The sequence below is a fragment of the Pseudoalteromonas sp. SCQQ13 genome (genome assembly GCF_015864415.1).
GTDB lineage: Bacteria > Pseudomonadota > Gammaproteobacteria > Enterobacterales > Alteromonadaceae > Pseudoalteromonas > Pseudoalteromonas nigrifaciens.
The window spans coordinates 1-25,018 of record NZ_JADYXG010000020.1 but is presented as its reverse complement, the minus strand read 5'-3'; the positions used below and the strand labels follow the sequence as shown (position 1 = coordinate 25,018).

26 protein-coding genes and 1 tRNA gene are annotated in these 25,018 nt (G+C 40.8%); 14 read left to right on the top strand and 13 right to left on the bottom strand.

Features of this window, described 5'->3' with window-relative positions; all coding sequences use genetic code 11:
• The first annotated feature begins 185 nt into the window (after positions 1–185).
• The gene (locus I6F41_RS14735; RefSeq protein WP_011327021.1) at positions 186–692 is read left to right on the top strand and encodes a glycine cleavage system protein R; all 507 of its coding nucleotides are present in this window, start codon (positions 186–188) and stop codon (positions 690–692) included.
• Positions 693–958: 266 nt separating this feature from the next.
• On the opposite strand, the gene I6F41_RS14730 is transcribed toward I6F41_RS14735, so the two are convergent.
• From I6F41_RS14730 to I6F41_RS14705, 6 genes are all read right to left on the bottom strand, one after another.
• Positions 959–1,414: a hypothetical protein gene (locus I6F41_RS14730; RefSeq protein WP_011327019.1), complete on the bottom strand. Its 456-nt coding sequence runs from the start codon at positions 1,412–1,414 to the stop codon at positions 959–961.
• A gap of 141 nt (positions 1,415–1,555) precedes the next feature.
• The gene (locus I6F41_RS14725; RefSeq protein WP_182684417.1) at positions 1,556–4,672 is read right to left on the bottom strand and encodes an efflux RND transporter permease subunit; all 3,117 of its coding nucleotides are present in this window, start codon (positions 4,670–4,672) and stop codon (positions 1,556–1,558) included.
• An 8-nt stretch (positions 4,673–4,680) separates the two neighbouring features.
• Positions 4,681–6,429: an efflux RND transporter periplasmic adaptor subunit gene (locus I6F41_RS14720; RefSeq protein WP_197108690.1), complete on the bottom strand. Its 1,749-nt coding sequence runs from the start codon at positions 6,427–6,429 to the stop codon at positions 4,681–4,683.
• Complete coding sequence (locus I6F41_RS14715; protein ID WP_011327016.1) at positions 6,419–7,744, bottom strand: TolC family protein; 1,326 nt, start codon at positions 7,742–7,744, stop codon at positions 6,419–6,421. The genes I6F41_RS14720 and I6F41_RS14715 overlap by 11 nt, the downstream gene beginning before the upstream one ends.
• 91 nt (positions 7,745–7,835) lie before the next feature.
• A complete protein-coding gene (locus tag I6F41_RS14710; protein ID WP_011327015.1) occupies positions 7,836–8,207 on the bottom strand; it encodes a hypothetical protein in 372 nt (123 codons plus the stop codon).
• Between the two features lie 130 nt (positions 8,208–8,337).
• A complete protein-coding gene (locus I6F41_RS14705) occupies positions 8,338–8,946 on the bottom strand; it encodes a paraquat-inducible protein A (RefSeq protein WP_011327014.1) in 609 nt (202 codons plus the stop codon).
• A 241-nt stretch (positions 8,947–9,187) separates the two neighbouring features.
• On the opposite strand from I6F41_RS14705, the gene I6F41_RS14700 reads away from it, so the two are divergent.
• Both I6F41_RS14700 and I6F41_RS14695 read left to right on the top strand, forming a co-directional pair.
• A complete protein-coding gene (locus I6F41_RS14700; protein WP_086994814.1) occupies positions 9,188–9,754 on the top strand; it encodes a PhnA domain-containing protein in 567 nt (188 codons plus the stop codon).
• A gap of 147 nt (positions 9,755–9,901) precedes the next feature.
• The gene (locus I6F41_RS14695) at positions 9,902–10,711 is read left to right on the top strand and encodes an META domain-containing protein (RefSeq protein ID WP_011327012.1); all 810 of its coding nucleotides are present in this window, start codon (positions 9,902–9,904) and stop codon (positions 10,709–10,711) included.
• A 56-nt stretch (positions 10,712–10,767) separates the two neighbouring features.
• Here I6F41_RS14695 and I6F41_RS14690 read toward each other — a convergent pair whose 3' ends face one another.
• The gene (locus I6F41_RS14690; protein ID WP_197108689.1) at positions 10,768–11,607 is read right to left on the bottom strand and encodes a 23S rRNA (adenine(2030)-N(6))-methyltransferase RlmJ; all 840 of its coding nucleotides are present in this window, start codon (positions 11,605–11,607) and stop codon (positions 10,768–10,770) included.
• A 238-nt stretch (positions 11,608–11,845) separates the two neighbouring features.
• Between I6F41_RS14690 and I6F41_RS14685 the strand changes: the two genes are divergently transcribed.
• The 9 genes from I6F41_RS14685 to I6F41_RS14645 all read left to right on the top strand — a co-directional run bounded on the left by I6F41_RS14685 (position 11,846) and on the right by I6F41_RS14645 (position 19,145).
• Positions 11,846–12,076 carry a cell division protein ZapB gene (locus I6F41_RS14685; protein WP_011327009.1) on the top strand — a complete coding sequence of 77 codons (231 nt, stop codon included), beginning with the start codon at positions 11,846–11,848 and terminating at the stop codon, positions 12,074–12,076.
• On the top strand, positions 12,076–12,381 hold the full coding sequence (locus tag I6F41_RS14680) for a cell division protein ZapA (RefSeq protein ID WP_011327008.1): 306 nt from the start codon (positions 12,076–12,078) through the stop codon (positions 12,379–12,381). The genes I6F41_RS14685 and I6F41_RS14680 overlap by 1 nt, the downstream gene beginning before the upstream one ends.
• A gap of 59 nt (positions 12,382–12,440) precedes the next feature.
• Positions 12,441–13,457 (top strand): MBL fold metallo-hydrolase, encoded by a 1,017-nt coding sequence (locus I6F41_RS14675; protein WP_011327007.1) that lies wholly within the window; start codon positions 12,441–12,443, stop codon positions 13,455–13,457.
• A 56-nt stretch (positions 13,458–13,513) separates the two neighbouring features.
• Complete coding sequence (locus tag I6F41_RS14670; RefSeq protein ID WP_197108688.1) at positions 13,514–14,983, top strand: transglycosylase SLT domain-containing protein; 1,470 nt, start codon at positions 13,514–13,516, stop codon at positions 14,981–14,983.
• Positions 14,984–15,053: 70 nt separating this feature from the next.
• Entirely contained in the window at positions 15,054–15,548 is a 495-nt protein-coding gene (locus tag I6F41_RS14665) for an FKBP-type peptidyl-prolyl cis-trans isomerase (RefSeq protein WP_011327005.1), read from the top strand.
• A 30-nt stretch (positions 15,549–15,578) separates the two neighbouring features.
• Positions 15,579–16,307, top strand: a complete 729-nt coding sequence (locus I6F41_RS14660; RefSeq protein WP_197108687.1) for an SDR family NAD(P)-dependent oxidoreductase — start codon at positions 15,579–15,581, stop codon at positions 16,305–16,307.
• On the top strand, positions 16,304–17,143 hold the full coding sequence (locus I6F41_RS14655; protein ID WP_179807607.1) for an amidohydrolase family protein: 840 nt from the start codon (positions 16,304–16,306) through the stop codon (positions 17,141–17,143). The genes I6F41_RS14660 and I6F41_RS14655 overlap by 4 nt, the downstream gene beginning before the upstream one ends.
• Before the next feature lie 49 nt (positions 17,144–17,192).
• Positions 17,193–18,758 (top strand): S41 family peptidase, encoded by a 1,566-nt coding sequence (locus tag I6F41_RS14650; protein WP_011327002.1) that lies wholly within the window; start codon positions 17,193–17,195, stop codon positions 18,756–18,758.
• Between the two features lie 3 nt (positions 18,759–18,761).
• Positions 18,762–19,145 carry a hypothetical protein gene (locus tag I6F41_RS14645; protein WP_011327001.1) on the top strand — a complete coding sequence of 128 codons (384 nt, stop codon included), beginning with the start codon at positions 18,762–18,764 and terminating at the stop codon, positions 19,143–19,145.
• A gap of 70 nt (positions 19,146–19,215) precedes the next feature.
• On the opposite strand, the gene I6F41_RS14640 is transcribed toward I6F41_RS14645, so the two are convergent.
• The 4 genes from I6F41_RS14640 to I6F41_RS14625 all read right to left on the bottom strand — a co-directional run bounded on the left by I6F41_RS14640 (position 19,216) and on the right by I6F41_RS14625 (position 22,372).
• The gene (locus I6F41_RS14640; RefSeq protein ID WP_011327000.1) at positions 19,216–20,391 is read right to left on the bottom strand and encodes a mandelate racemase/muconate lactonizing enzyme family protein; all 1,176 of its coding nucleotides are present in this window, start codon (positions 20,389–20,391) and stop codon (positions 19,216–19,218) included.
• Between the two features lie 27 nt (positions 20,392–20,418).
• Positions 20,419–21,186, bottom strand: a complete 768-nt coding sequence (locus I6F41_RS14635; protein ID WP_011326999.1) for a class II aldolase/adducin family protein — start codon at positions 21,184–21,186, stop codon at positions 20,419–20,421.
• Between the two features lie 148 nt (positions 21,187–21,334).
• Positions 21,335–21,658 carry a c-type cytochrome gene (locus I6F41_RS14630; RefSeq protein WP_011326998.1) on the bottom strand — a complete coding sequence of 108 codons (324 nt, stop codon included), beginning with the start codon at positions 21,656–21,658 and terminating at the stop codon, positions 21,335–21,337.
• Positions 21,659–21,832: 174 nt separating this feature from the next.
• Complete coding sequence (locus tag I6F41_RS14625; RefSeq protein WP_011326997.1) at positions 21,833–22,372, bottom strand: DUF2058 domain-containing protein; 540 nt, start codon at positions 22,370–22,372, stop codon at positions 21,833–21,835.
• A 264-nt stretch (positions 22,373–22,636) separates the two neighbouring features.
• Here I6F41_RS14625 and I6F41_RS14620 point away from each other — a divergent pair, with 264 nt between their 5' ends.
• Positions 22,637–23,785 carry an MFS transporter gene (locus tag I6F41_RS14620; RefSeq protein ID WP_197108686.1) on the top strand — a complete coding sequence of 383 codons (1,149 nt, stop codon included), beginning with the start codon at positions 22,637–22,639 and terminating at the stop codon, positions 23,783–23,785.
• On the opposite strand, the gene I6F41_RS14615 is transcribed toward I6F41_RS14620, so the two are convergent.
• Both I6F41_RS14615 and I6F41_RS14610 read right to left on the bottom strand, forming a co-directional pair.
• Positions 23,752–24,252, bottom strand: coding sequence for a prolyl-tRNA synthetase associated domain-containing protein (locus I6F41_RS14615; protein ID WP_011326995.1), 501 nt, complete (start codon positions 24,250–24,252; stop codon positions 23,752–23,754). The genes I6F41_RS14620 and I6F41_RS14615 overlap by 34 nt on opposite strands.
• A 1-nt stretch (position 24,253) precedes the next feature.
• Positions 24,254–24,640 (bottom strand): hypothetical protein, encoded by a 387-nt coding sequence (locus I6F41_RS14610; protein ID WP_197108685.1) that lies wholly within the window; start codon positions 24,638–24,640, stop codon positions 24,254–24,256.
• A gap of 167 nt (positions 24,641–24,807) precedes the next feature.
• Between I6F41_RS14610 and I6F41_RS14605 the strand changes: the two genes are divergently transcribed.
• Positions 24,808–24,883: transfer RNA gene (locus tag I6F41_RS14605), tRNA-Ala, on the top strand.
• The last annotated feature ends 135 nt before the right edge of the window (positions 24,884–25,018 follow it).

Below are 25,018 nucleotides of genomic sequence, written 5' to 3'. Positions count from 1 at the left end.
ATCGAGGTCAATACTCAGGAAGCATTTAGTTAATAATTATGGTTTGTTGCAAGGGCTGCACTGTAGGATTAAAGGTCTAACTTTAGCAACTAAATCATAATATTTAACCTGAACTCTGAATAGAGTTAAACAACACTTAATGCCTATGCATTACCTTATTTGGGCTTTAAAGAAGAGAACTATTTATGAAGCAGTTGGTTATAACCATTTTAGGACAAGATCGTCCTGGTTTAGTAGAGAGCATTTCATCCGTTATTTTAGAAAATCATGGCAACTGGCTAAGCAGCAACTTGAGCCATTTGCTCGGTCACTTTGCAGGTATTATTCAGATTGAAGTTAGCGAAGAGCATTTTCAGGCACTGCAAAATGCGCTCAATGCTCTGCCTAAACTTGATGTACGTATTGAAACAGGCAATACAGAAATAGAACCCGCCACACGTGAGCAACTTAACTTTGTTATTACCGGTAACGATCGCCCGGGTATTGTGCAAGAGCTTGCAAGTGTAATTCGTCATAAAGGAGCCAATATTACTCACTTAAACTCAAGGCAACAAAGCGCACCTAATTGGGGCGTGCCTATTTTTAGTGCTGTTGCTACAGTAACACTACCTAATGGGTTGAATAAAGAAGAAGTAATTAATGCATTAGAGTCGATAACAAGCGACTTAATTGTTGATGTAGAAAAGGTTTAACAAAATAACGGCGCTACACACCATAGTGTAGCGCCGTTATTTTTATTAGTTTTAACTGTATATAAATTTACATAACCTGAACTCTGGTTAAGAGATTTACTAACGTATTGAATCATAGTTATATTTAATTTTATTTTCTCTAGCTAGAAATTTTCAGTGAAAATAAGGCGAATTTACGCGTCAATAGCTGGCCTATTGCAAGAAAATTCAACGCCGTTAACGCTGAAAATAGCTGCTTGAGATAAGTTTGTTATCCGGAGAGCAGGTTACATATCTATATGTCGGTTTATGCTTTGTACCATTTGTTTTAATCCTTGGTACTCAAGCTGCAGTATTTGTCCGAGTTTTTCTTTGCCGTCTGCAGTTTGTGTTTTTCCCTCTAAGTACTCATAAGCATTTATTACTTTTTGATGCTGATCAGACAAATAGCCCTGGATAGCTTGCTCATCTAATTGGGTACTTCGATCTAAATCAGTAAAATTCAGTAGCTCTGGATTTTCTGCAAAATACTCATAGCAGTAGGTATCTAACGTATTTATGGTGGTGATTGCTTTAAAGCCAATTAAATCTTCAGCGAGTTTTTTTTCGTATTTAGTACAGTAATCAACTAATTGAGTATTATGCTCACCTAATAGTTCCCGCACACTAAAAAAGTTGGCCGCCATTTGTGTATGAAACAAGATAGTCCAGTCATACATTTGTTGAATTGTTTTAACTTGCATCTGCATTCCTTACTTGAGCTGAGTAAACATAGTAATGCGTAAATCGTGCCATATAAAAAAGTGAGCAATATCAATAGTAAAGTTGCAGGCTATGTAACTTAATACTGTTTTTCAGTATAAGTTACATAACCAATGTAAATATTATAGGTCGCGTTTGCGCCACAATAAATACGTTGCCGGTATTACTAATAAGGTTAAAACAACCGCACTAAACATACCCCCTACCATAGGCGCTGCTATGCGGCTCATTATTTCACTGCCCGTGCCAGTGCCATAAAGTACCGGTAATAAACCTATCACTATAGTAGCTACTGTCATCATTACGGGGCGTACTCTTAGCCCTGCGCCCTCTGTTATTGCTTGCTTAAGCTGCTCATAATTAAGCGGCACACCAGTTTGTTGTGCTTGGGTAATTTTTTCTTGGTAGGCCTGATTTAAATACACCAGCATGATCACCCCAATTTCTACGGCCACCCCTGCAAGTGCAATAAAGCCCACCCCAACAGCCACCGAAAAGTTAAAGCCTTCTAGGTACATTAGCCATATTCCGCCAATCATCGCCAACGGTAAAGTAACGATAATAATCAATACCTCCGCAAAGCTTCTAAAGTTCAGATACAGCAGCACTACAATAATGGCTAACGTTAGTGGTAATACGTAAGCAAGCTTATCTTTAGCACGCTGCATATATTCATATTGCCCAGCCCAGGTAATTGAATATCCTGCTGGTAGTATCAATTGCTCATGCAAAATTTGCTGGGCGTTTTCTACATATGTACCAATATCAATATTTTCTATATCAATAAAGCTCCAACCATTTAAGCGGGCATTTTCACTTTTTATTCCGGCTGGGCCATCTTCAATAAATACTTTAGCAACATCGGCTAAAGCTATACGCTGCCCGGCTGGAGTTACAATAGGAAGTAACATTAGCTCCTCAGGTGAATCGCGGTAACCTTGCGGGTATCGTAAATTTACCGGATAGCGCTCTTGCCCTTCTACGGTTTGGGTGACATTTGTGCCGCCAATAGCAGTAGCTACAACTTGCTGTATATCGGCAATATTTAAACTATAGCGCGCCGCTTTTTCACGGTTTATATCTACCTTAATATAACGCCCACCAGCAACTCGCTCAGAATAAACGGATGCCGTACCCGGTACATCTTTTAAAATGCTTTCAATTTGTTGACCTATTTTTTGAATTTCACTCAATTTAGGGCCAGCAACTTTAATCCCCACCGGGGTTTTAATGCCGGTTGCTAACATATCAATACGGGTTTTTATTGGCATAACCCATGCGTTAGTTACCCCAGGAAACTTCACTAAACTATCTAGCTCTTTTTTGAGTTTATCTAGGGTCATACCTTCGCGCCATTGATCTTTAGGCTTGAGCTGAATAAAGGTTTCTATCATGGTAAGCGGCGCTGGATCTGTGGCGGTTTCTGCTCGCCCTACTTTACCAAATACAGTTAGTACCTCTGGCACAGTGGCAATTAATTTATCGGTTTGCTGTAACAACTCCCGTGCTTTACCAATCGAAATACCTGGATAAGTAGTTGGCATATACATTAAATCGCCCTCATCAAGGGGGGGAATAAACTCGCTCCCCATTTTATTTACAGGATAAAAGCCAATCACTGCAATCAACGTAGCTAAGGCCAAAGTTGCTTTAGGAAACTTAAGTACTGCGTTAAGTAATGGTTTATAAGCATTTACCAGCATGCGGTTAACCGGATTTTTTTGCTCTGAAATTACTTTGCCGCGAATAAAGTATCCCATAAGTACCGGTACTAAAGTAATTGCAAGCCCAGCAGAGGCAGCCATAGCATAGGTTTTAGTGTACGCCAGCGGGGCAAACATACGCCCTTCTTGCGCCTCTAAAATAAATACCGGCATAAAACTTACCGTAATTATCATTAAGCTAAAAAATAATGCGGGGCCGACTTCACTGGCCGAATCGATCACCACTTGCCAGCGGTTCTCATCGGTTAGTGGGGTTTTTTCCATATGTTTGTGCATATTTTCAATCATCACTATAGCGCCATCGGTCATAGCGCCAATTGCAATGGCAATACCGCCAAGCGACATAATATTGGCATTAATACCTTGCCAGTACATAATTAAAAATGCTGTTAAAATACCCAGTGGTAGAGTAATAATCGCTACTAAAGATGAGCGCACATGAAACAAAAATACAATGCAAACCAAAGCAACCACAACCAACTCTTCGAGTAATTTACTGCTTAAGTTATCAACTGCATCTTTAATCAAGTTGGAGCGGTCATACACGGGTACAATTTCAACTCCCGCTGGTAACCCTTTTTTTAATGACTCGAGCTTTGCTTTTACCAGCTCAATGGTTTTTTGCGCGTTTTCACCGTATCGCATTACCACTACGCCACCAGCCACTTCGCCTTCGCCATTAAGTTCGGCAATACCACGGCGCATTTGCGGCCCTAGACGAATATCGGCCACATCACGCAATTGCAGTGGTGTGGCATTAGTATTTACACCTAAAGGAATCGCTTCTAAATCGGCGACACTTTTAATATAGCCGGTGCTAGTAACCATGTATTCAGCCTCGGCCATTTCGACTACCGATGCGCCCATTTCTTGATTGCCTTGGGCAATGGCAGTTTGAATTAAGCTCAGTGGAATGCCATAAGCTCGTAACTTATCGGGGTCAACCGTAACTTGGTACTGTTTTACCATGCCCCCTACTGAGGCAACCTCAGATACGCCAGGTACGGTTTGTAATTCAAATTTTAAAAACCAATCTTGTAAGCTGCGTAATTGGCTAATATCGTGCTGATTAGTTTTATCTACCAGTGCATATAAGTAAATCCAACCAACACCGGTGGCATCGGGGCCAAGCTCTGCGCTGGCTGTAGCTGGCAAGCGGCTCGCTACTTGGCTTAAATATTCTTGTACTCGGCTACGTGCCCAGTACAAATCGGTTTTTTCATCAAATATTACATATACGTAAGAGTCTCCAAAAAATGAAAAGCCCCTTACTGTTTGCGCTCCTGGCACCGATAACATTGCGGTGGTAAGTGGAAAAGTAACCTGATCTTGCACTACTTGCGGTGCTTGCCCCGGATACGAGGTTTTAATAATTACTTGCACATCTGATAAGTCGGGCAAGGCATCAACTGGGGTATTTTTAACAGCAAATAAGCCCCCGCCAATTAAAATAACGGTCAGTAACAACACAAAAAAGCGATTAAGAACGGACCAACGTATAATTGCAGCTATCATATTGCCTCCTAATGCGCGTTATGCAATTGCATAGTGTGATTACCTGATGCGCTTGTAGAGTGCTCACCATTTATGTGGCTAATCACAAACTCCCCTTGCTGCAAACTAAAGGTAAAGTTTATTTGTTGCTGCGCTGCAAGTGCGGTTAAATCTATATCATCTGCAAAGGTAAAATCGAGCCTTGCAGGTTCGCGTCCCCATTTTTCTATTGCACCACGGCTAATATTTGCTATGCGCTGTGCTTTATCAATACTGTTAATTGTGCCCAAAACAGTTGCTGTATTTTTTTCGCTATTTGTTACTGTGCTTTTCATTATATGAATAGCCGTTAATACATAACTGCCATCAGCTTGCTTAGTCAGCTCAAAATGTAATGTTTGGCCATTTTCAAAAGCAGTAAAGTCAACATCATCAGCAACCGTAAAGTCCATTGTCATACTAGGCCAATCAAGTTCAGCTATCGGCTCATGGCTAATATTAACCATACGATGTTCCGCCATAATGCTATTAACAATGCCCTCGCTCCATACAGAGCTAACAGCTTGAGGGGCTTGCATGCGTTTAAAGTCTGAGCTTTTACTTGATTCTGAATCTAATAAAAATTGCGCCGAAACCACCACGTCATCATCTGTCATTATTCCTGATAATATTGCGGTGTTTTTACTATCACTTCTGCCCATTTCTACAGCCACAGATTTAAAGCGCCCCTCGCCCAAGGCAACCACTACACGGTTTTGGTTACCGGTGCGGATCACCGCTTCTTTAGGGACTACTAATTGCGCTTTATTGGCTTGAGTATGAATATTTACTTGGGCAAACATATTAGGCTTAAGTTTATGGCCTTCGTTATTAAAGCGCAGGCGCACTCGCAAGGTCCGGTTTTTAGCATCGAGTGTTGGGTAAATATAATCCACTTTACCCTGCCAGCTTTGGCCACTTAAATAATCAAGCGTCATGCTTACTGGCTGGCCAATCTTAATTAGCTCAGCTTGGCGCTCAAACACTTGCGCTTCAACCCATACCTCATCAAGCTTACCAATACTCATCATAGTGGTGCCGGGGTTAACATAAAAACCTTCGCGCACATTTAGCTCTTCAACTACGCCACTTTGAATGGCATAAAAGGTAATGTTTTGCATTACTTGCTTACTTTTTTGCAGCCGCTCTACAAAATCATCCGATATATTAAGTGACTTTAAGCGTGCTTTAGCTGCGCGAATAAGCACCTGATTGTTACGATTGAGCGCTAATAGAAACTCTTCTTGGGCATTCACTAATTGCGGTGAGTACAAGGTATAAAGTGGCTCACCTTGCTCAACACTGTCACCGGCTGCTTTGATATAAAGCGTTTCTAACCAACCCTCTACACGAGGGTGAATATGAATAAGTTGATCTTGATTATATTGCACATAGCCAACCGTTTTAACTTCATTTTGTAACGCTTTGTACTGTACTTTGGCGATTCTTACCCCGAAATTATTAACCACCGCTGGCGAAATAGTCACCGCGCCTGGGCCATCTAAATTGCTACTACTGCCTGGTGCTTCATCGTAAACAGGCACTAAGTCCATGCCCATTGGCGAAAGCCCGGGTTCATCACGTCGATAATTACTATCCATGGGTGCTACCCAGTACAGTGGTTGTTTTTCTGTGCTTGCTTTAATATCAGTATTGCTCGCGGGCATAAGCGATAATACTAATGCCGTTACTCCACCACCCACTACAGCTGCTATTAATAGTTTTAAATTAGTATTCACGATTTTGCTCTCCTAATTGCTCAAGCATCACAGCAGCGTCTTGGCTACTGGCATAATAATTTAGACGAGCAATAATAATTTGTTGGTCTATTTGAATATTTAAGCCGTCAATTTTGGCATTAAGCTCACTAATACGAGCACGCATAACTTCTGAAAAATCACCGTCGTCCCGCGTGTATGCATTGAGTGTGGCTTGGGCTTGCTCTGCCATTTGCGGTAATAACTTAGTTTGATAAAGCGTATCGCGTTTTTGTAGCTGCATTAATTGGCTAAACTCTTTGAAATACATCCCTTTTAACTTTTGTAGCGCTATTAACTTTTGAGTTTTAACTGCTTCAGCTGTCGCTATTGCAGCGTTAACTTGCTGATCTTGGCGGTTACTAGTAAATAACGGCAAATCAATACTTACCCCAACAGAGAGTAAATCGGCTCGTGAGTCTCCCATAGGCGTATCACCTCGATGGCTATAGCCCATATTTACTCCAAACTGCGGCTTATAACTTTGCTTTGCGAGTGCTATTTCTGTTTGCTTAGCTGTTACTGTTTGATCAATAGCAACAATCGCGGGATGCGCCATAAGTAACGACATTAGCGCCTCAAATTCCAGCGTGGTAAAACTAATTAACGGCTCAATAGCTGTGTTTTTAGTACTTACTGGTTGAGTTAGCATGCTCATTGGCAACCATTGCGACAGCCGTTTTTTAGCACTTTCAAGTTGCTGCGCTAGCATTACTAATTTATCTTCTAGGCGAGTGAGCTCTAACTGAGCGCGAATAATATCTTGCTGACGAGTTTTGCCTAGCGAGCTGGCATAACTTGATTCGGTTATATCAATCAGTTGCGAAAATAAGGCTTTATCTTGTTCGATAAGCGCAATGCTGCGCTGAGCTCTGTACGCATTAAGCCATGATTCAATAACAATTGTTTTTACTTGTGCAAGGCGATCGGCTCGCAACCAAGGATGTTGCTGCGCAGATTGTGCTAAGGCTTGCTGTTTTAATGCTAGGCTGTCGCCACGACTAAACATTTGGCTTACACCAATACTTAGCTGCGTCATACCTTCTTGATCTAAAGCAAAACCATCGGTTGGCACGCCCATTAAACCCAAAGTTAATACCGGATCAGGCAAACTACCTGCGGCTATACTTTGTGCTTGCTCTGAGGCTTGTTGGTACTGGCTTGCCTTTAGCCAAGGCTCATGGTTTAGCGCATACGAAAGCGCCTCATCTAGGCTAAGTTCATTGCTGTGTGCTGAGATTGCAGTTCCTAGCATTAGCGCTAAAAAACTGACTTTAAATACTGCAAAGTGATTCATCACTTACTCCACTAAAATTAAAAGATTAATTTAGAGGCAGAAAAGGTGAATTAAACGACTTGACCTAATTTTAGGTACACCTATCCTGCAATTAAGCAGACATAGGGGGGCGGTATAGCGAGCTGACTAAATGGTGTTGGTTTTGTGAGGGATAGAGCTGTATTTTTTCAGAAATAATCAGTGGGGTGCTAAATAAACCATCAACACTTAACATTGAGTACGCTGAACAAGCATTAATTGGGCAATTACATTCTTGCTCGGTTGCTGCATCATCGCAACAGTCCATATTCATCATACTGACTGACATTTGCTGATGTACTTTTTCAGTTGCAACATTAGTTGCAGCATGCTGTGTTTGGCTCATGTGCGGCATTTCACATAGCATAGCAACAGATGCAACAGCCTGACCCACAAGCGTGAGTAACATAGCGATGATCAGTAAACTAGAGTAAATGCGTTGCAAAAAGTTGCCTTATTGAGGTTCTAGGTTCTAGGTTCTAGGTTCTAGGTTCTAGGTTCTAGGTTCTAGGTTCTAGGTTCTAGGTTCTAGGTTCTAGCGAAGTTTATGATAACTGAATAGTTAATACAAACCTTTATATATTTTTTGCATCGGTTTTAATAAAACTACTCGCGGCAATGGCAAATAAGCAATAACCGGTAAAATACCAAAAGCCATTCCCCAGTTCGGCGTGCATTTTAATTAGCCCACCGGTTTCACCCTCGGCATTGCCTGCAAGGTAAGTAACAATAAGTGCAATAACAAACACATCTACCATACTCCACTTACTCAAAGCGCAAATAGTTACTCCCAGATTTTGCTTAAACTTACTCGCTGGCAATAAGCAAAAGACTAATTGCATTAGTAACTTAATAGTCGGTATTACAATTGAAAAAAAAGCCACCAACACCGCCACTAAATAATTTTTATTATGAGCCAGTTCGTTAACCGTTCCCCAAATGCTGCGTGTTTTTTGATAAGCACTTATCTCACCTTCAAGCTTATCTAACCCAAACATGCTTGATGCCATCATCAGCATGTTTCGAGTGTTGCGGTCGCCTTCATCGGCAATCATCTCAATGCCTGTTTGCGCTAATTTAGACTTATCTATTTTCCCCTCTAGGGATAATACAGGCTGGGTAACACCGGGAACCAATAAAACTAAAGCAATTAAAATACTAACTATAGGGAGAAGTAAGCGCATAACATATCAAAAAAATAAACCATCATGCGCTTATCATACGCAAACTTAAACGCTGCGTCTTGCTCAACACTAAACCTAACTTGCTGTATTTAATTATTGTAATTTGCAGTTACAAACAAGATATAACCATACTTTTTATATGGATATGCGCTAATCCTTAGTGCAAATGTACACAAAGAGCCCAGATGGAGGTATAATAACCACATAATATTTTTGTAAAAACAGCATAAGAGCCTCCTATATGAGCATTGAACAAGCCTTAGTAGAACGTAGTAATAACCAATGTGAATTATGTGCAGCAACAGATACTTTATCTGTGTACGAAGTTCCGCCAGTTAAAGAAGCCCACTCAGATAAATGCATTTACACTTGCCAAGTATGTAAAGATCAAATTGAAGACACCGCTGAGCTAACCCCTACCCATTGGCATTGTTTAAACGACAGCATGTGGAGCCAAACTCCTGCAGTTCAGGTAGTGGCTTATCGTATGTTGAGCCGCTTAGCTGCCGACAATGGCTGGGCACAAGACGCCCTAGACATGATTTATCTAGAAGAAGATGCCCTAACATGGGCTCAACAAGTACTTGCTGAAGATGACGACTTAAAACATCTTGATAGCAATGGCGTAGTACTTAAAGCCGGTGATACCGTAACGCTAATTAAAGATTTAGATGTAAAAGGCAGCAGCCTAACCGCTAAGCGCGGTACTGCGGTACGTAATATTGGCTTAACCAGCAATCCTGAACATATAGAAGGGCGTGTTGATGGTCAACGTATTGTAATTCTGACCAAGTTTGTTAAAAAGTAAAAATATTTATTTAGGGCGCATAAGCGCCCTTTTTTACGCGTTGTAACAATCACTAAGCCAAACTTTTACTCCTCAATTAAGCCTTGATTAAGTAACTAAGCACTATCATCATTTAAAATCATCTAATTTAGTATTAAAGGAACAACGATGTTTAAACGTAAGCCAAGTTCAATTTTAAAATCGGTAGCAGGGATCAGCTTCTTAGCCAGTGGCGCATTGGTATTATCTGGATGTGATGATGCAAAGAACACTGCACAGGCAACACAGGCAGAGTCAACAGCAACGCTAACAACTGAAGTTAGTTACCTTGATCGCAGCATGTTGGCGCCTAATTCACAGCTAACAGTAACACTTGCCGATGTATCTAAAATGGATATTAAAGCAACCGTTATTAGCCAGCAGGTTATTGATTTAAATGGTGGTCCTCCTTATACAGTAGAGCTTGCCTACGACACTAACAAAATTAATAAAGCACTTAGCTACAGCGTTAGTGCACGTATTGAAAATAATGGTGAGCTACTCTACACCAGCACAAGCAATAACAACCCATTCGCAGCAGATGCACAAACCAGCCCGTACAAAATTGTGGTTACAAAAGTAGATCAAAAACCAGATGTTGATTTAGCAAATACATATTGGAAAGCAATCACTTTAGCTGGCGATAATGTTACGGTTACAACAAAAGAACCTTTCATTCAATTTAGTAATGATGGCAAAGTGCATGGATTTTTAGGCTGCAATAACTTTAACGGTGGTTATGAAGTTAATGAGCAAACGGTGACTTTTGATCACATAGCGGCAACGCAAAAAATGTGTCATGAAAACATGGATCAAGAAGCTGCAATGTCTAGCATGCTAAGTAAAGCTGCGCAGTGGCAAGTTAATGGCGAATCGTTGAGCTTAAAAGATGAAAAAGGTGAGCAACTAGCTACCTTTAAAGCCGTTTACTTTAACTAAAATAACTGCAGTAATAATTAAAATGCCCAGTTTAACTGGGCATTTTGCTATGTGGGTTACTCTGCGACTAACTGCTCGCTGCGATAAAAACCACTTGATTCACTCAATATACTCACCAGCTCTGGCAACACCTCATCCATAACCTGTTTTAATTTCCACGGTGGATTAATTACTATCATCCCCGAGGCAGTCATGCCATGCACGTCGGTATCGGCTTTGGTAGCTAGCTCAAATAATTGAATATTACGCATGCCAGAGTCAATTAGGTCTTGCTCCATGTTTTCAATGCGGCTACGGTCAACAACAGGATACCAAATCATGTATGTGCCGGTAGCAAAGCGCTGGTACGCTTGCATCAACGTAGTAATAACAGTGTCGTAATCGTCTTTGACTTCATAAGGTGGGTCTATTAACACGCAGGCTCTACGCGATGCAGGGGGTAATAAGCCAACCAAACCAGCAAAACCATTTTCGCCACGTACTCGAATCGAACGCTTCCCTTGCATGTTCTCCTCTAGTAATAACAAATCACGTGGGTGCAGCTCAAAAAACCAGCCTTTATCTTGGCGGCGTAAAAAGTGTTCCGCAATTTTTGGCGAACCCGGATAAAACTCTAAATTGGCTGTTTGGTTAAACGATTTGATCAGTGCAATGTAGTCGTTTAAAGCTGAGTGTTTACTAGTGTGTTGCCACAGTTTTTCAATGCCGTCTTGATACTCTTGTGTTTTTTGTGCATCGGCCGCTGCTAATTCGAAAAAGCCCGCACCCGAATGAGTGTCTATATAATCCAGTGGCTTATCTTTTAAAGTTTGGTAACCTAACACTTGTGCTAACACTAAATGTTTAAGTACATCGGCAGGGTTTCCGGCATGAAATGAGTGTCTGTAACTAAGCATTATTTATTTTCGCCATACGCTATTTAATAAAAACAGTGAACCATAAGCACTGTACTTTGACAACCTATCCCCTGATAAGCGGCCATTAAAATGAACCATTTCTGAATGAAAAAGCCAATACACTGAATTATCCCTTAACAGAGAATAAAAATCAGCTAAAACCAGCGTAAATGCTGGTAAATAAACAAACTTTGCTTTACATTTGCATTACCTTAATTACAGTTATATGAGCGCCTTTATGAATAACAACACTCTTCAACAACTCGAACAACTGATCGACCAATTAATTCAGCGTAATAATCAATTACAAGCTGATGTTTCTAATTTAAAAGAACAAAATAGTAAACTCGCTGACGACAACGAGCTTTTGCAATTAGAAGCCCTTGAAAACGAAGAAAAGCAAAAAGATGCCAGCACTACTTTATCTGGCCTGCTTGATAAGTTACAAAGCGCACAACAGGCTAGCTAATGTCTGAGCTGCAAAACCAGCGAGTCACTGTTGAATTGCTTGGTAAAGAGCAGCAATTTGCTTGCCCACCTGGGCAAGAAGAGGCACTTAAAGCGGCAGCTAAAAATCTCAATGATTTAGTTGAGCAAATGAAACAACGCTCTACTGTTAAAAATGAGCAAAATGCCCTACTTATGGCAGCCTTAAATTTAAGCCACGAATTGCTAGAAGCAAAGACTATAAAAGCCGTTGATCTGCAACACCAAGATCAACTCATTGATAAGTTGAGTCAGCACTTATCAAATGACTCTAAACATAATAAATAAAAGCGCCTAGAGCGCTTTTATTTATTACGCAGCTTTTAAACCATAATAGAGAGCGTTATATGAAGTCAGCCCTGCGTTTATTTAAATTAAGTAAGTACCTACTACTGCTTAACTCTTTTTATTTTGCAGCCAATGCTAACGCCGATGTTACGTGGGAGAAAATAAGTCCCAATATTCAATTTTTAAAACAACAGCATAAACTACGTTTTTACGACTCAAACCAAGTATTAATTGAAGGTAGTAAATGCGCACTGTTAGTAGATACCAGCGGCAACTTTGCTGCAGTAGAACAACTTGCTAGCGATTTAAAAAAGCACTTAACAACACCTTTGTGTTACTTAGTGGCCACTCATTTTCATGACGATCATTTGCTAGGGATGGCTGTAATGCAGCACTTTTACCCCGATGCGCAATTAATTACCCATCAGCAAGTAAAAACTGACTTTGCCCTTTATCAGCAAGCATTTAACGATAAGCTAGAAGGATTCGAAAAAAGCATTGAGCTTAGCTACCAACGCTTAGCAACACTCCCCGAAAATGAGCAAGCGCAGTGGCGTACAAAGTTAGAACGCGCTAAACAGCGCCTATTCCGCTGGCAAAAATATCAACTCAATGCACCTGAAATAAGCATAAACACCAATAAAACATTAGACTTAGGCAATTTTGAAATTACTTTAAACGCCCATCAAGCACATACCAATGGCGATTTAACCATTACAACTAACAGTGGCAGCACTTTGATTGGTGGAGATATTGTTGACTGGCTTCCCTACCCTGGCCACGGCGAGCTAAGCAGCTGGCGCGCACTGCTACAACAATATATTAATGACTCAGTGCTAAAAACTATAATTCCTGGTCATGGTGAACTAACTAATAAGTCGCAACTGCAGCAGTCGCACGCATTTTTAACCGCCATTACAGAGCATGTAGCTAATAATAGTGGGCAAACAATAGAGCAATTAATGCTGTCATTTCCTGATGTCGCGATTAAACCCTACATGCAAGAGTCGCTTAATGCCAAGTCGAGTAATTTATTTTTACAAGCAGGATTAATTCGCGCGATAAACGCAAAATAACTCAACACAACGGACTGTGTTAAAATAGTAAAAGGATTTTAATAGAAGTGAATGTTATGCGCAGTTTGGCTTTAGCTTGTTTAGGTGTTTTTTTATTTGGCTGTGAAACCACCAAGCCAGAGCCTATAGAAGCACCGCAAATATTTACTCACTTTAAGCCAAGTTACAGCGCCCCTAGTGAATTAAAAACACCGCAAAGCACAAAAACTAACTTACGCATAACGCCGCCTAAAAATACAAAAAATAAAATAATAAAGCCACCGGCCAAAACAACTGACTTATGGCAGCATATCGCTAATAATCTGCATTTTCCTATTGAGCAAAATAAAGCGCTGAAAAAGCGTATTAATTGGTATTTGCAGCAACCCGATTACCTGCAAGTTATGAGCAAACGAGCCGCTCCGTATTTATACCATATTGTAAAAAAGGTAGAACAACAGCAACTACCAATAGAGTTAGCACTGCTGCCTTTTGTAGAGAGCGGATTTAGACCCACTGCACACTCATCGCAGCAAGCCGTTGGCGTATGGCAACTGGTAGGAGCAACTGCACATCATTTTGGGGTTAAGTCTGATCAATGGTATGACGGCCGCCAAGATGTACTTGCCGCCACCGACGCAGCACTGGCGTATTTAAGTTACTTATATAAACGCTTTGATGGCAATTGGCTGCACGCTCTCGCCGCTTATAATAGCGGTGAAGGGCGAGTTAAACGCGCGATTAAACAAAATAAAAAGCACGGTAAAAGCACTGATTACTGGTCGCTAAAATTACCTCAAGAAACCGCCGATTATGTACCCAAGTTACTGGCACTAAGCTACTTAGTTAAACACCCGCAACAAGGTTTTAAACGCCCAAAGCTCGCTTACAAAGCATTGACCACCCATATGAATGTAGGCCAACAATTTGATTTTTCAATCATTGCCAAGCTCTCTGGAGTAGGCTCTAAGCAGCTACATGCACTTAATCAAGGGTATTTAAAAAATCAAAGTTCACCCAATGGTCCGCATACGTTATTACTGCCAATTGAGCAACAGGCACTATTAAACAGCTCGTTTTTTAAAACTAACTTTGCTGGAGAGTACATAGTTAAACAAAACGATACGCTTTACAGTATTGCTAGGCGCTTTGGCATGCCTTTAAGTACCTTAAAGCAACTTAATAATAAACAAAACAACTTAATTGGCATTGGTGAAAAATTACTTGTTGGCCAGCCCAAAACACTTCCGGAATCATTGACTATTGATTATAAAATTAGCCCCTACCTTGAGCATCAAGAAGTGGTAATTGCAACACTCGAAATAGACTATGAAGTGCAACCAGGCGATACCTTGTGGAGCATTAGTCAGCTTTACAATGTGCCGCATAGTGACCTAGCTAAATGGAATAAACTGTCGGCGTCGAGTATGCTCAAACCAGGTATTCAATTAGTGTTATTTATTCCTCAAGCCGAAAAGCCTCAAGTAACAACAATTAAAAAAGATTTATTGTTAGATCTACAAAAAACATTAAATCAGCCACGTTAAGTTTCTAAAAAAACATATTTCGCGTAAAATTACGCTCTAACTAATACAGTCAAAATTTAAAGAGATAAGCATGCAAATTAGTAAAAATTCAGCCGTTGAATTTCATTACACCCTTAGCGAAGCCGGTGAGCAAATAGAAACCAGCACTAACGAAGCGCCTCTTACTTATATTCATGGCAGCGAAGGCATGCTTCCTGGTTTAGAAAATGCGCTGGAAGGCAAAGCCGCTGGCGAAAAGTTTAGCGTTACATTAGCGCCAAGCGAGTCATACGGCGAACGTGTTGATAACTTAGTACAACGCATTCCGTTAAAGCATTTACAAACACAAAGCAAAGTTAAAGTATGGAAACCAGGCATGACCGCAATGGTAAGCTCGGATCAAGGTCGTCATCAGGTAACTATTATTAAAGTAGGCCGCTTTAATGCCGATTGTGATTTAAATCATCCATTTGCAGGTAAAACACTGACTTTTGATGTTGAAGTAGTGTCGGTACGTGAAGCCACCAGCGAAGAAGTATCGCACGGCCATGTGCATGCAGCAGGCGGATGTGGTCACTCTCACTAATTAAAAGTAATAACAAATAAAGGAGCAAGTATGTCAAAAGTGGCTATTGTTACCGGCGGCACCAAAGGTGTTGGTTTAGCGGTAGTACAACGCTTACTAGCAAGCGGCTATGAAGTACATAACCTTGATATAACACCAAGTAACTTTGGTGAGTTTCATCATTGTGATGTAAGCGATGTCACTGTTGTACGTCGTTGTATTAATGCCATAGTTGAGCAAACGCAGCGCATTGATGTACTTGTTTCTAATGCAGGAAAACATTTAAGCGCCAACATAGAAAGTACCGATGAGCAAACTCTCGATGCACTATTTGCGCTTAATGTAAAAGGCGCGTATGCGGCAGTGCAAAGTGTATTACCAATAATGAAAACCCAAAACAACGGCGCTATTGTGCTTATAGCCTCAGATCAGGCAATTATAGGTAAACAAAATTCATTTGCTTATAACCTGACTAAACACGCCCTTGCTTCTATGGCAAAAACCACCGCGCTTGATTACGCGAGTTTTAATATTAGGGCTAATGCCGTGTGCCCTGGCACTATAGAAACACCGTTATTTCATAACGCCATAGACGCTTACTGTAAAAACAGTGGTGCCAATAAAGCACAAACAGTAGCCGAAGAGGCGGCATTGCAGCCACTTAACCGTTTAGGCCAAGCTGATGAAGTAGCCGCTTTAGTGAATTTTTTAGTCAGCGATGATGCAAGCTTTATCACCGGTAGCTTGCAAAGTATTGACGGTGGTTATACAGCGCAATGAGTAGTGCTATTATTGACCCCCATGTGCATTTTTTTAATCTACTTGAGGGGCAATATACTTGGTTACAAGGCGCTAACCCGCCGCCATGGCCTAACTTAGACAAAATAAAGCAGCCGATCAGTGCTGCGCAATTAATGCAAGATTGCGACTTTAAACTTGCAGGCTTAGTGCATATTGAAGCGGGGTTTGATAACAGCGCACCTATAAACGAGCTTAACTGGCTCACCAAGCACTTGGCTGGCATTACTTACAAAGCCGTTAGTTTTGCCCAGATTGATCAAAGCAATCAGCTATTTAGCCATGCGCTCAGTAACCTTTCCCATCCAAGCTTAGCGGGCATTAGAGATATTACCCAAGGTGATGACGCCAAACGTTTGCTCAGCAGTAATTGCTACAATAACTTTGAAACGTTACAGCAGTTAAAATTACATTTTGAAGCCCAGTTTGAGCTTGAAAACCATATTATAGTTAAGCAAATTGCTCAATACGCCAAACAGTTTCCACAGTTACAAATTATACTTAATCACGCAGGTTTACCCCACAATATGCCAGCGTGGCAGCAAGGCATTAAATTACTCGCCAAGTACCATAACATTGCAATTAAGTTTTCGGGATTTGAGTTACTTAAGCTCAATAGCGGGCAGCAAGCACAGTGCTTTAATATTATTTTGCAACACTTTGGCGAGCAAAGAATAATGTTTGCGAGTAACTTCCCCGTTTGCCAAATCAATACCCAATATAACGACTTATGGCAGGCACACTTTAACTTATGTAGTAACCAAGCACTTTGGCAGCAATTAAGCTATAAAAACGCTAAACACTGCTATCAACTCTAAATAAAAGCCGCTATATTTAAATTAATCGTTTAAAAATAGAGCTTCTTATATGCACTCTAAAATTCGTGACAAAAAAACAACAACACTCGCTTCCTTAGCACTGCTTAGCGTTTTATCTGGGTGTGGCGGCGGTAGCGATAGCGAGGGCCTTACTCCTAATAGCAATACCAATAGCTGGAGCGCAGGGGTATTTGCCAGTGCCAGCCAATTTAAAGGACAATGCCAAGCAAGTAATGAAAAAAACTGGCTGCGTTCGTGGAGTAACGAAACCTACCTTTGGTACGATGAGATAATAGATACCGATCCAGCGCTTACAAGCGGCGTAGTTGCTTATTTTAACACCTTAAAAACCAATGAACTGACCGATTCAGGCGCTAAAAAAGATAACTACCACTTTAACTTACCTACCGATGAGTGGCAGCGCCAAAGTCAATCAGGGGTAACCTATGGCTATGGCTTTAATATAAAAATACTTGCTAGCAGCGCGCCACGCCAAGCCGTTATTAGCTATACCGAGCCAAATACACCTGCGAGTAATCAAAACCTTGCTCGTGGCTTTGAACTTGTTGCAGTAGATGGCATTGATTTTGTAAATACGACTTCCAGCAGTGAAGTTGCTCTTATTAGTGCAAGTTTGTTTCCTGAGCAAACAGGTAAAACGACCGAGTTTGTATTTAAAGACATAAATACTAACCAAAACCGTACCGTAACACTCACCTCGCAAAATATTACCTCGCAACCGGTAGTCAATGTGCGTACCGACTTAGCCGATGGCGATGTGGGTTATTTTCAGTTTAATAGCCATAATGCGATTGCTGAAGATCAGCTCTACAATGCATTTAACCAATTTGCAGCAAGTAATATTAAAGACTTAGTGATTGACGTACGCTATAACGGCGGCGGCTTTTTACAAATGGCCAGCCAAGTAGCCTATATGATTGCGGGCCGCGCGAACACCCAAGGAAAAGTGTTTGAGCGTACTGTTTTTAACGATAAAAATCCAAATACCAACCCGGTAACTGGGCAAACACTTAGCCCAATGCCGTTTACTAATCAGTTTGTGGGATTTGCTGATAACCCTGCAACTGTGCCCGGTAGCGCACTGCCAACATTAAACCTAAACCGCGTATTTGTTCTCACGACTAGCAGCACCTGTTCAGCAAGCGAAGCCATTATTAATGGTCTGCGCGGCGCCGACATTGAAGTGATCCAGATAGGCTCTGGTACCTGTGGCAAGCCTTATGGCTTTTATCCTACCGATAACTGCGCAACCACCTATTTTACCATTCAGTTTAGCGGTATAAATAATAAAGGTTTTGGCGAGTATGCTGATGGCTTTGCGCCAAAAAACACTATTGATAACGCTTTTCAACCCGTATTATTAAATGGTTGTGCGCTTGCCGATGACTTTTCTCAGCCATTAGGTAATGCCAATGAAGCACTGCTTAAAACAGCGCTTAACTATCGAAATACCGGTAGCTGCCCTGCGCCAAGCTCCATAAACAGTAAACAAGGTTTTGCACCTGCTATTACAACTGATTCGCCTGAAGTAAAAGATACGCGAATTCAAACCTTGCTTGAGCAAAATACTATTCTTAGCGATAACATGAGATAAACCATGAAAGTACGCCGACTTACAGTAATCGCATTTATAACAACCGCACTCAGCGGCTGCTTAGCACAAAGCGCTGAGCCAACTCCTAAGCTGCAGCATGCGCTATTAGTAACACCTAATAGCATAGCAGTAGCTAATGCTATTGCCAGCTTGCTGCATAGCTCACAAGTGCAATTAGCCGATGATGTATTTACTACTAACAGTACTGTGACGCTCGATAAACTCAACCATAAAGACTCTATGGGTAATCCTATTATGGGTAAGCAGCTTAATATGCCCGACCAGTTTGAGTTAATGATTAAAGGCAAGCAATGCTTTGTTCGCCATCTTGATAGCAAAGCAACGCAGCAGTTAAAAGGCGTGCAGTGTAAAATTAATCAGCTATAACAATAACGCCAAATAGCAAAAGCCGCGTAGTGAGCTATCACTACGCGGCTTTTTAATCTATATGATAAAACTATTTAATTTCTACACGCTGCGAGCGCATTACAATCTCATCGTTTAATTCAATACCAATACCAGGCTCTTCCGACACTTGAAAAAAGCCATTTTTAGGTTGAGGATCTTGCAGACATAACTCACGGTTCCATTTTTTAATCGCATAAGTATGATGCTCATGAATTAAAAAGTTAGGAATGGCTGTTTCTAAATGCAGTGAAGCTGCAGTCGCTACTGGCCCGCCGCATACATGCGCTTGAATGCGCACATCAAAAATATCGGCGTAGTCACACACTTTTTTCGTTTCGGTAAAACCACCACATAAACCAATATCGGGTTGCAATACATTAATACTTTGATCTTCTAAGTATGGGCGTACACCCCAGCGGTTATACAAGCGTTCACCACCAGCAATTGGCACGGCCACTTTATCAGCCACTTTGGCATGCAATGAATGGTTTAAATAGTTAACGGGTTCTTCAAAAAACATGCAATCGAATTCTTTCGCTATTTCGCCCAATTGAATTGCCGAAGTCACCCCTGGTAAGCTATGGCATTCAAAAATAATATCAACTTCGTCGCCTACCGCTTCACGAATCGCTTGCATACGCGCACGGTACAACTTCATTTCAGCGCGGGAAATAATATTAGTGCGATCGTAGTAAGTATTGCCGTCTTTATCGTACTGAATTGGGTCTACTTTTACTGCATCGTAACCCTCGGCAACCGCTTTTAAAGCCGCTTCGGCGTATTCTTGTGGCTGCACTAATGCTTTAAACTCGCTATCCCAGTCAAACTGTAGTTGCGATGCATAAGTGCGTAATTTATCGTTAACCTTACCACCAAGTAGTTGATACACAGGTACACCCAGTGCTTTACCTTTAATATCCCACAGAGCAGTATCAATCGCACTCATTGCAGCATATACAACAGGCCCACCACCTAAACCCCAAAAGCTTTCACGTAACATACGCGACCAAAGCTTTTCGGTTTGAAATGGGTCGTGGCCAATTAAAAATGCATCGGCCATTTCTTTGATCATAGCGGCAGCAGCGCTGTGGCCTAAATCGTATGCAAGGCCCGCTTCACCCACACCACTAATGCCTTCATCAGTATGAATACGTACAAATACTGGAGTCCAAGCAGGACGATCTGGGCAATGAATATCAAACACTTCAACGCGATTTACTTTCATGAATATTCCTTATTAACCTTTAAATGGTTATTTTGCAAAACTAGGATCAAGTCGGTACGCTTTGCGCAGCATAGCTGGCCACGCTAACTGCCCGCCAGTACTACCACTGTGCACTACATTTGCTTGATTATAAATATTGTCGATTATAGGCTGCGGGACGCTAATAGCCTGCTGCGAACTGGCTTGAATAGCGAGCTGTATTTCACAGGCCCGCTGTAAATCATAAAAGCGCATAAAAGCATCGCCCACCGTTGGCCCCACCGTTAAGCCACCGTGGTTAACTAACAACATATGGTTAGTATTGCCTAAATCATCTTGTAAGCGTTTTCGTTCATCATCGTTAACCGCTAACCCTTCGTAACCATGATACGAAAGCGACGGCAAAGAGAACATGGAATACTGACTTAGTGGCAATAAGCCATTTTTTTGTGTAGCAACAGCTATGGTTTCTTTCGTGTGCAAATGAATCACACAATGCGCATCGTCGCGTACTTCGTGAATTGCGCTATGAATAGTAAAGCCAGCTGGATTAATATTAAATGGCGTGTCGTCAATAATATTGCCGCTTAAATCTACTTTAACTAAGTTAGAAGCGCTGATTTCATCAAAGGTTAAACCAAAGGCGTTCACTAAGTAATGATCACTGCCCGGTATCCGCGCCGATAAATGCGTGTAAATTAAATCGCCCCAACGAAAATGATCCACCAACCTATAACAGGCGGCTAGATCAACTCGTAGCTGCCATTCTTGTGCTGATACTTTATTTTTTAAATCGAGCTGGGGTAAATCAAACATAATAAGCCTTTAAATACACATAAGATCAATTGCGCAATAGCAATAGATGTTTAGAAGTCTAAATTAGTATTTAGGTTATAGCAATCAGGAAATAAAACAGCCACACTAGGTGTGGCTGTTTTTTAATAAAAATAATTAACTGCGTTTATTATTTTACGTTTGCAAGGTAATCAGCAATTGCAGCAAACTCTTCATCTGTTACGGTTGCTACCATAGCTTTCATAGCCATAGACATACCATTACTGCGCGCACCTGATTTAATGTCTTTCATTTGTGCAACTAAATAGTCTTTATTTTGACCATTTAATTTAGGGTACATGCCCATAATAGGTGCCTTACCTTCTGCGCCGTGACACGTTTGGCAGTTTTTAGCAGTGTAAAGTGCAGCACCATCTGCAGCAGCTGCATTAAATGACAAGCTTGCGGCTAAACTAATACCCGCGCCTAATAAAAGTGTTTTAATTTTGCTCATTGTATTTACTCTTCTTTTTTGACGGTTAAAAAACTGTTCTGGTGATTGTAGTCAACAACACTATAAAAAGCATACGTAACTAATAGCATTTGACGATCAATCAGAACAAATACATGTACAGCTCATTTAAGTTAACTTTAGCAAAAATTAAATGAGTCTACACTTAACTAAAATTTACCACGTTAAATCATCTGGTATTTCAAAATCGGCGTATGGATCGTCTTCATCTTTTACTTTGCTTTCTGGCTCAACATGAAAAACAATATAATGTTCATCTACTTCAGCTACTTTACGTGCTGGTTCGTCTTCTAATACGTAAAATCGGCCTTCGAGCACACAAATAGCTAAGCGACCACCCGATAACGCTTTTTGCGTTCTTTCGTTTACTTCAATGCTCTTTACTTTGTTTTCGTAAGTAAAGTTAAAAGTACGCTCACCACGTATTGCTTCTTGGTTATGGTGTTCTAAAATTTGTTTAACACGGGCACTTTGCTCGCGCTGCTTTAAACTACCTTGGCGTGCCTGGTTAAGCTCTTCTGCTTTTTGTTGCTGCTCAAGTTTTGTTTGTTGAATATGCTTTTGTAAATCGCTAGGGTTACTGGTTGCACCCTTTTTTTGCTTTTTTTGCTGCTTACGCTTTTCTGATTTAGCAACTTTAGCTTTATGCGATGTTGTTAATCCTGCTTGGAGCAATTGCTCTTGAAGTGACCCCATGGCTCTATTCCACTAAAAACTAATATTAAGACTATTTTAATCACCAATGCCGGCAAATAACAGCGCTATCATCATTAATCTAACAAACGACGATAAAAACACCATGATTTAGCGCAAAGATAGCGACTCTTTTAGTAAACAATTACTTATTACTGTTTATGGGCATACCAAATAGTCGCTTAAAGTATTCGTTTTTAGATTATCAAACACAAGGGATTTTTAATATACTGCCACTTAACTATTAGTTACTCGCCAAGCTATATAATGCGCCTACCTCATTTGTTGCTTTGCTCTGTATTTATTTTTTTTGTACTTTACGCTCCACAACCACTGCTTGGCCTATTTGCAGTTGAGTTTGGTGTTGCCCCCGCCGTTGCTGGCAGCTTAATGACTGCGGCTATGCTACCACTGGCTATTGCGCCTTTAGTGTATGGGTTGTTTTTAACTAAACGTAATCCTTTATTTATATTACGCATTGCTATGTTGTTATTGGGAGGATGCTGTTTATTATTTGTTTACGCCCCCACCTTTGAGCTGCTGTTATTGGTACGCTTTTTACAAGGCCTAATATTACCAGCGGCATTAACAGCCATGACCAGTTATATTGGCATGAGTTTTAGTGCCGATACACTGCAAAAAAATATGACAATCTACATTGGCAGCACCATAGTAGGCGGCTATTTTGGGCGTGTTCTGGCAGCTATTTTTAGCGATATATGGCACTGGCAAAGTTTTTATTATTTTATTGCCACCATGCTCATTTTGCTTGCGTGGAGTATTCCCCATACCCGCTTTAAAAGTAATAACGTTAAATCAATACTTTCACCACTAGACTATATTAAACAACTGCGTGAAGGGCCGCTGCTAAAAGTGTATGGTGCGGTATTTTGTATGTTTTTTTGCTTTGCCGCTTTACTTAATTATTTACCTTTTATTTTGCAAAATACTTTTTTAATCACTAATACTCGCGACATTGGCTTGGTTTACAGTGGTTATTTAATCGGCGCTTTAGCGTCTATTACAACACCTTGGTTACTTAAAAAAGTGCCCTCTGCATGGCATTTATTAACGGCTATATTTTTGTTTTACAGTATTAGCATTGTCATGTTAATGAGCCACCAGCTAATAGTGTTTTTAGCCGCATTTACATTATTTTGCGGGTCTATGTTTGTGATTCACTCAACTGCCGCTCCCTTAGTTAATAAAATAAGTAAAGCACCACCAAGTGTTACTAATGGCGGGTATGTATCGTTTTATTACAGCGGCGGTGCACTTGGGTCGTTATTACCAGGGTTGATATACCAGCATCATGGGCAAACCGCATTTATGGCAGCTTTATTGGCTGTTTGCCTATGCGGCTTGATGCTGGTTATATGGGCTTACCTTGAAGGTAAAAATACTACGCGAGGCTGATGCTCAGTAAAGTTAAAAAACTGCTCTAAGTCTGCTTTATTAAGTAACCAGGTTTGGGTGTTTTCAAACGGATGACAATGAAATAGCTCACCTTGCCAAATATCTTGATCTAGCCAAACGCTTACTTCGTTTTGCTTGTCGTTCATTAGGCTAAGCATAGATACACACCCAGGTGCTACTTTTAAATAGCGCGCTAAACGCTCGCTTGAGGCAAATCCTAACCGCGATAACCCTTGTTGTTTTGACAATACTTTTAAATCAAGTTGCTTGTCATGGGCGGTTATAACTAAAAAGTGCCGCTTACCTTCATTATCACGTAAAAATAAATTTTTAAGTCGTGTACCTGGGCGCTCCACCATAAAGGCATCGGCATCTAAACTGCCATGTAATGGTGGGTGCTCTATCACCTCATAATTAATATTTAACTGCGCTAATAGCGCTGCTAACTTTGTTTTATCAGCTAACATACTACAAACAACGTCCTCTTAATTGCACACTTAAATCACGCCACAGTACCTCATTAATTTCATGCTTAGCGGGGCAATAGTTGCGTGTTTCAAGCTCTTTATTTAACAATTCAACAGCTTGATCTTCTAACTGCAATTTTAAAACACTCGACTCTTCAAAATGCTCTTGCGCTGCAAAACGCTCAAAGTCACTGCGGGTAAACTTTTTATCTAAATTAATGTTCTGGCGGCTTTTAGCCTTTACCGATACTACGTAGGCAAATAGCTTATTTCCTTGTTCATCTTGTTTTTCATGAAACTGTTTATTATTTATTTCATAAGGTTGCTCGTCACTTGAGTTAGCACAGCCAACAAGCAAAACCATCAGTACTAAGGCATACTTTTTCATTTTTAATTGTCTTTTTACTGAATATTGTTGTTGAGTCTACCAAAATTTCATCTAAACGGTAAAATTAGTGAAAAAATACTTGACCTATTTTATAAAAAATCTTAAAGTTCGTCCCGCTTGAGAATCAGCAATCAAGCTTTTACGTAATATGTAAAATTTAGGAATGTGGGGCTATAGCTCAGCTGGGAGAGCGCCTGCCTTGCACGCAGGAGGTCAGCAGTTCGATCCTGCTTAGCTCCACCACTTTCCTACTCCCTCTTTAGTATTGTCTCAAAGCCATCAATTTATTCGCTATTTTATCGAAATTTTCCGAGAAAACCCATTGATCGACGCGAAGCGGCGTCGATGGGATGAATCGGAATAGTTAGCCCTGCTCTT

What these genes read in the sequence shown, in the direction of transcription:
- I6F41_RS14685 (WP_011327009.1), top strand. Translation starts at nt 11,846, where the DNA reads ATGAATAACAACACTCTTCAACAACTCGAACAACTGATCGACCAATTA.
- I6F41_RS14705 (WP_011327014.1), bottom strand. Translation starts at nt 8,946, where the DNA reads ATGCGCTTACTTCTCCCTATAGTTAGTATTTTAATTGCTTTAGTTTTA.
- I6F41_RS14620 (WP_197108686.1), top strand. Translation starts at nt 22,637, where the DNA reads ATGCGCCTACCTCATTTGTTGCTTTGCTCTGTATTTATTTTTTTTGTA.
- I6F41_RS14735 (WP_011327021.1), top strand. Translation starts at nt 186, where the DNA reads ATGAAGCAGTTGGTTATAACCATTTTAGGACAAGATCGTCCTGGTTTA.
- I6F41_RS14670 (WP_197108688.1), top strand. Translation starts at nt 13,514, where the DNA reads ATGCGCAGTTTGGCTTTAGCTTGTTTAGGTGTTTTTTTATTTGGCTGT.
- I6F41_RS14665 (WP_011327005.1), top strand. Translation starts at nt 15,054, where the DNA reads ATGCAAATTAGTAAAAATTCAGCCGTTGAATTTCATTACACCCTTAGC.
- I6F41_RS14610 (WP_197108685.1), bottom strand. Translation starts at nt 24,640, where the DNA reads ATGAAAAAGTATGCCTTAGTACTGATGGTTTTGCTTGTTGGCTGTGCT.
- I6F41_RS14730 (WP_011327019.1), bottom strand. Translation starts at nt 1,414, where the DNA reads ATGCAAGTTAAAACAATTCAACAAATGTATGACTGGACTATCTTGTTT.
- I6F41_RS14695 (WP_011327012.1), top strand. Translation starts at nt 9,902, where the DNA reads ATGTTTAAACGTAAGCCAAGTTCAATTTTAAAATCGGTAGCAGGGATC.
- I6F41_RS14690 (WP_197108689.1), bottom strand. Translation starts at nt 11,607, where the DNA reads ATGCTTAGTTACAGACACTCATTTCATGCCGGAAACCCTGCCGATGTA.
- I6F41_RS14635 (WP_011326999.1), bottom strand. Translation starts at nt 21,186, where the DNA reads ATGTTTGATTTACCCCAGCTCGATTTAAAAAATAAAGTATCAGCACAA.
- I6F41_RS14715 (WP_011327016.1), bottom strand. Translation starts at nt 7,744, where the DNA reads ATGAATCACTTTGCAGTATTTAAAGTCAGTTTTTTAGCGCTAATGCTA.
- I6F41_RS14700 (WP_086994814.1), top strand. Translation starts at nt 9,188, where the DNA reads ATGAGCATTGAACAAGCCTTAGTAGAACGTAGTAATAACCAATGTGAA.
- I6F41_RS14680 (WP_011327008.1), top strand. Translation starts at nt 12,076, where the DNA reads ATGTCTGAGCTGCAAAACCAGCGAGTCACTGTTGAATTGCTTGGTAAA.
- I6F41_RS14675 (WP_011327007.1), top strand. Translation starts at nt 12,441, where the DNA reads ATGAAGTCAGCCCTGCGTTTATTTAAATTAAGTAAGTACCTACTACTG.
- I6F41_RS14650 (WP_011327002.1), top strand. Translation starts at nt 17,193, where the DNA reads ATGCACTCTAAAATTCGTGACAAAAAAACAACAACACTCGCTTCCTTA.
- I6F41_RS14645 (WP_011327001.1), top strand. Translation starts at nt 18,762, where the DNA reads ATGAAAGTACGCCGACTTACAGTAATCGCATTTATAACAACCGCACTC.
- I6F41_RS14660 (WP_197108687.1), top strand. Translation starts at nt 15,579, where the DNA reads ATGTCAAAAGTGGCTATTGTTACCGGCGGCACCAAAGGTGTTGGTTTA.
- I6F41_RS14625 (WP_011326997.1), bottom strand. Translation starts at nt 22,372, where the DNA reads ATGGGGTCACTTCAAGAGCAATTGCTCCAAGCAGGATTAACAACATCG.
- I6F41_RS14725 (WP_182684417.1), bottom strand. Translation starts at nt 4,672, where the DNA reads ATGATAGCTGCAATTATACGTTGGTCCGTTCTTAATCGCTTTTTTGTG.
- I6F41_RS14640 (WP_011327000.1), bottom strand. Translation starts at nt 20,391, where the DNA reads ATGAAAGTAAATCGCGTTGAAGTGTTTGATATTCATTGCCCAGATCGT.
- I6F41_RS14655 (WP_179807607.1), top strand. Translation starts at nt 16,304, where the DNA reads ATGAGTAGTGCTATTATTGACCCCCATGTGCATTTTTTTAATCTACTT.
- I6F41_RS14630 (WP_011326998.1), bottom strand. Translation starts at nt 21,658, where the DNA reads ATGAGCAAAATTAAAACACTTTTATTAGGCGCGGGTATTAGTTTAGCC.
- I6F41_RS14615 (WP_011326995.1), bottom strand. Translation starts at nt 24,252, where the DNA reads ATGTTAGCTGATAAAACAAAGTTAGCAGCGCTATTAGCGCAGTTAAAT.